The sequence below is a fragment of the Methanobrevibacter sp. genome, assembly GCF_045611865.1.
Taxonomy (GTDB): Archaea; Methanobacteriota; Methanobacteria; order Methanobacteriales; family Methanobacteriaceae; genus Methanocatella.
The window spans coordinates 1-5,862 of sequence record NZ_JAZKXX010000007.1 but is presented as its reverse complement, the minus strand read 5'-3'; the positions used below and the strand labels follow the sequence as shown (position 1 = coordinate 5,862).

The 5,862-nt window shown below is 31.9% G+C and carries 3 protein-coding genes; 2 read left to right on the top strand and 1 reads right to left on the bottom strand.

Translation table 11 applies throughout. From position 1 onward, the window contains the following. Positions 1 to 307: 307 nt before the first annotated feature. Positions 308 to 1,738, top strand: coding sequence for a hypothetical protein (locus ACKI32_RS00520; protein ID WP_407412726.1), 1,431 nt, complete (start codon positions 308 to 310; stop codon positions 1,736 to 1,738). 51 nt (positions 1,739 to 1,789) lie between these two features. Here ACKI32_RS00520 and ACKI32_RS00515 read toward each other — a convergent pair whose 3' ends face one another. Beyond that, the gene (locus ACKI32_RS00515) at positions 1,790 to 3,919 is read right to left on the bottom strand and encodes a right-handed parallel beta-helix repeat-containing protein (protein WP_407412725.1); all 2,130 of its coding nucleotides are present in this window, start codon (positions 3,917 to 3,919) and stop codon (positions 1,790 to 1,792) included. A 671-nt stretch (positions 3,920 to 4,590) separates the two neighbouring features. Here ACKI32_RS00515 and ACKI32_RS00510 point away from each other — a divergent pair. Next, positions 4,591 to 5,862, top strand: a 1,272-nt coding sequence (locus ACKI32_RS00510; RefSeq protein ID WP_407412724.1) for a hypothetical protein, incomplete at its 3' end; no start/stop codon positions are given.

Below are 5,862 nucleotides of genomic sequence, written 5' to 3'. Positions count from 1 at the left end.
TAAGTAAATTAAAGTTCTATGAAATTTAGCTTAAAAATTAATGTAATATTTCAATTTTAAAAAAGAGACGATATAATAATTATTATATATCATATCTTTCATAAAAATAAAATAAGAATCAAATCTTAAAAAATGAGGAGGTGAAATAATCAATTCAAAATATTTTCTCATATTAGTAAGTCTAATAATTTTATTAAGTATTTCATCCATAAATGCGGCAGATACACTTAATTCAACAATAACTGCAACAACAGCTGATGAAAATCAACTTCAAATTGGGGAAATTCCAATAGATTCATCTTCACAATTGATTAATGAATTATCACAAGCAAAAAGCAACGATGTAATCCTACTTGAAAAAGGGACTTATAAAATCAGCGATTTTGAAATAACAAAAAACCTAACAATAAAAGGAAACAGTAAACCTCTCGACGTTATCATCGATGGAGAAAACAAATCAAGCATATTTCTCATAAGAAATGATTCCTTGCACGTTACTTTTAAAAATCTGACATTTATCAATGCAAATACAGAAGGTTTCGGAGGAGCAATTTCGATGGAAACAGGACATGTTTATGTAGACAACTGCTATTTCATAAACAATACCGCCGGCGTAAATGCCGGAGGAATATCCAATTATGGAAACGAAACCCATAGGGGATATCTGTTAGTGAATAATTCCTTTTTCATGAATAATCATGCCGGCCATGACGGAGGAGCAGTAACAACCTGTTTTGCCGATTCAGACATTTACAACTGCGTTTTTATCAATAATTCCGCACATAGAGATGGCGGAGCGATAAGGGTAAGTGTTTCCGGATACGGTAATGTTGAAGACTGTATTTTCATGTTCAACCATGCGGATGAATGGGGCGGAGCATATTACAGCTGGTCCGGCGAATCACATATCAACAGATGCATCTTTATGAACAATACCGCAGGGACAAACGGCGGAGCAGTAATGATTTCAGGCAATATAAATCTGGAAAATTCCATCATAACCAATAACAACGGCGGAGAAACAGGAGGATCATTCTACATTCAGCAGCCTATGTATGATGCAAAAACCGTGATGAATATCCACAATAACATAATTACCAATAATACATCACCCTATGGCCAGGAAATATTCATCAAATGGAAAGACACTAAAAGCCTATACACAAAATTCGACAATAATGATTGGGGAGATGAAAATCCAAATGACCCCTCTGTAATTGATCCAAATCATGTAACAACAAGAAGCCATGTATCATCCACCATCAAATCTAATTTATTTAGCGTTTTAAATCTGAATCATTTAGATAAATATGATGATTTGATTAAGGATTTTTTCCCTGAAAATTCTTTAGACACTCTTAAAAGCCAATTCAAAACTCCAGAAACACCTAATCAAAAGGAAAATAATTACAAAGACATCCATACCCACCATTCAAATGTTTTGAAAAATCCCAATGTAGAAAAAAATTTAAATAAAGCAAAATCCTATGAGAATAATACAATGACTTCAAATTCGGATGCTGCATCCAATATAATCGAAAGTGACATTAATCAACAGTTGGTTGTTGGAAATTCAACCTCTTATGGTGAGGACAGCAAAGCTTATGAGTTAAACAAAACTAACAGAGGGTCTGTTGCAAAGAAAAGCAGTTTAGACATTGAACACTTCATTGCAATGATTGTTATTGTATTGATTTTATTAATAATAGGATACAGAAAAAACAAGAAATTAGACTAAATAGCTTTAAATTTCATATGAAAATAAATAAAAAAAGAAAAGAGATGAAATTTACAGTTTTGATTTCATTTCACGTATATCTTCACGATAATAGAATCCGATTGTTAAAAGTATTAACAGAATTATGAATGAAACTCCAGTAACTTTATAAAATTCATCATCATCGATTAATATTTGTTTTACTACAGATTGTGGAGTTGAACCTGAATCTGCATCTACACCAGAACTGCTTTCAGATGCACTGGAAGGGGAAGTTGATGTTTGTGTTTCATAGCTTTGCTCTACATCATTTATCTGATTATTTGCATTATTTGCAGGTTCTGTTTTTTGACTAAAAGTACTGTTTCCAGTATTTTCACTGCTTTCAACATTTGAATGGCCATTTCCTTTATTATAGTTTCCGCCAGAGCCATGCCCTGCCCCATTACCTGTGCCGCTTCCACCACCATTTCCAATATCCTCAAACAATTGGTAATTTGGAATTGATGGATATTCATAATCTTGTGCTATCCCATTGTTTACATTTGAAGAAGATTTGGCATCTGAATCATAAGTATTATCTCTTCTTGAAGAGTCAACGGTTGCCTTAACAAGATCGCCATCTTTTGCATCTACGGTAAATGTAGCTATTCCACCATTAACAGTTATTGATATGCTTTTTCCATCATTAATCCGATATGACAATGTCCTGTCGGGGAGTAAACTGGCCAAATTACCATTAGAATCTATAAATGAAGCCTGAAATTGGTTTGGACCTGTCTGGGTGACAGTGAATTTTATTTTATTTGTTTTGATTTTAGGGCAAATTACACCATCACTGTACCAATTGTCTCCAAGTTTCAATTGATTATCATTGTTGCTGTAATAAGTATCTCTAGCTTCAACTTCACGCTCCACGTTTCCTACAATGGCATTATATGAAATGTCCTGATTTTTGGGCATGACATAATTGCCGCCAAATTCAATACCCACAAATCCATTGTTAGATATAACATTTGATTGGATTTTGTTATTGCCAATTTCTGATAGGGAAATTCCGTTTTGAGTGTTGGATTCAATTGAATTTCCTTTTATAGCCACATCATCTCCTGCCTTGTTAATATAAATGCCATTTTCACTATTTTTAGAAATCGTGTTTTTATAAATGTGCAAATTGTCAGGTCCTTCACCATAGTTCTTGCCATTGACTTTACTGTCCAGATAAATTCCATTCTTGCCATTGCCGGATATGGTATTTCCATGAATATAAACATTACTGGATTTAGCTACTTCAACACCATTTTTAGCATTATTTGCAATTTTATTGTTAAGAATATATGAATAACTTGACTCAGCAAGAATTATTCCGCTTTCAGAATTTTTAACAATATTATTTTTAGTAATGTTTAAGTATTTAGTGTTTAAAGCAACAATGCCGTTGCCTTTTGAGGTAATGTCATTTCCATAAATGGTTACATAATCGGCGCCATCAACTTTGATTCCGCCACCTCCGTCAATCTTAAATCCCTTAACTTTTGTTAAAGAAGCGCTTTTTCCCTTAACAGTGATTACGGGAGTTGATGAACTTGATTTTAGTGTAGTTTGAACATTGCTCTGTAATGTCAAGCATTTTGTAACAACCAAATTAATATCTGAATAGCTTTTACCTTTAAACAAGATTACATTATTCTCTTTAGCATTATCAATGATATTCTGGATTTGGGCATTGCTCATTCCACTTTCCACTTCACGAGTATTGTCCATAGTAATCTTAGTAGTCAGAGAGGAAGATTTATAATTTGAATTTCCAGCGAATTTAGTTACAACATTATAAGATCCGTCCTTCAATCGTATTTGCAGTGAGGCAATACCTGCAGAATCAGTGTTTTTATTATAGCTTTTACCATTGACTGTAAAAGTTACTTTAGCGTTTTGAAGAGCGTTATTATTGTCATCCAATAATTTTACCTTAAAGTAATCTCCAATCACATCAAAATTTGTTTGACTTTCAACTTGAATGTGAGTATTGTCAGGCATAGCTTCAAGAACCTGCGTATCATTGGATGCTTTCAATGCAGGTTCATCCAAAACAGATAATGTCTCATTGGCATTCGTAGAATTATCAATTTCTTGAGCAACGCAAACATTTAATGTTAGTAACGAAAATATCAAAAGTACAATCATAAAACCTTTTTTATTCATATTTCACCTCCTTCAAGCTCAATTTGTAAGAATAAATCATTGAAAATTATCCTTATAATTTATTATTATAAATTAATATTATATAATATTGACTAATTTCTATTGAAAATAAATATTTTTATAAAAAAAATATCAATTAATTAAATTTATCTAAAAGCACCGATTTAAGATAATTAAGATTTTATGAACTGAAAAATAATAATATCGAAAATTAATAAAGTAAAAAAGTTTCATTCGAATTAATTTTTGTTGAAAATCAATATAGTTATAGTCATAATACGCGTTATCTTTATAATTGAAATTAACCGCAGCATCCCTCAAAATTCGTCTTATCTGATTTAGTTTTTGAATTTGCATGGCCTTTTGGACCAGAAATTTAAAATTCCAAACAAAACTGAAAAAGAAAAATATTTAATAATTAAATCTTAAAATTAAAAACATATTTCGAAATGAATATACATTATATTTGATTAAAAATCTATAAAAATGGGGGCTAAAATATTAATAAAAATGATAATCTAAGAACCATTTTAATTATATTTTCACTTATTACTATAATATTCTGTCTTATTGATTCTGCTAGTGCAGTTGAACTGTCAGATAATAATATTAATCAAAATATTGATGATAATATAATTGATACTATCGAAAATGTCAATCAGAACACTTATTTGGAAAATTCAAACGATGAACTGCAGAATTATTTAGAAATTGGAGAAAAAACAGAATTAAAAGAAAATTCAAATGTAATTCATGTTTCTACAGATGGCAATGATTCAATTGGTGATGGGAGCAAAAATAATCCATATAAAACTCTTAAACAAGGAATCGATAACAGCTATGGAGAAACAACCATTTATTTATCAGAGGGAACATATGATGACTTTAATCTCACCGTTAATAAAACATTAAGCATTGTGGGAGTAAAGGACAAGACAATCCTTGATGGGAAAAATATGTATAGAATATTTAAAATGGATTCTCCTGCAAAATTAACATTAATTGGACTGACTTTAATAAATGGGGGCGGTGACGGAGAAGAAAATGGCGTCGGAGGAACCATCTATAATGATGGAGGAGAACTAACCCTTATAAACTGTACAATAAAAAACTCCAATGCATGCCTTAATGGAGGGGCAATATACAATAATCTGGGAAGCTTAACCATAATAAGTTCAAATATCACCAACAATAGCGCATTCCAATATGGGGGAGCCATATATTCATTAGGTATTACAAAAATCGAAAACTCATTTTTCAGCGAAAATCATGTTCTAGCTGAAAAAGGAGTGGGAGGAGCTATTGCATGTGGAGGAATTGCATCTTTCAACAATACGGTGTTTTTAAAGAATTATGCAATATATTCAGCAGGAGCAATACTTAATTTAGCAAATGCAACAATTAACAACTGCAGCTTTATCGAACAAAGCACCAATTATACTGCCGGTGCAATCAGCAATCATAATTACCTAATAATCAACAACAGCCAATTTATTAAGGGATATGCCAAATATTATGCGGCAGCAATTCTTGCACCTCCAAGCGGACAGCATGTTGTAACTGAAGTATACAATACAATTTTTGAAAAAAATTATGTTACAAACCATGCAGCAGTATCCAACAACTTTAAAGACACTGAACTTAAAATGGAAAGCTGTGCTCTTGTTGGAAATTATATACATCTTAATAGCGGCAAGGCATATGGTGATGTTGCATTGGATGACAATGCCTCCTTATTATATTGCTGGTGGGGTCAGAATGACATAGGTCACTATTATTCTCCGCATAGCTCTGATTGGGATGCATGGAAGATAAATGCATCAAGATGGCTGATAATGACTTTCACATCAAATAATGAAATAATACAACAGGACAAAAACAACATATTGACTGTCAGCCTGCACCAATACTTCGATAATGAAACCAAAGAGATATATGATTAT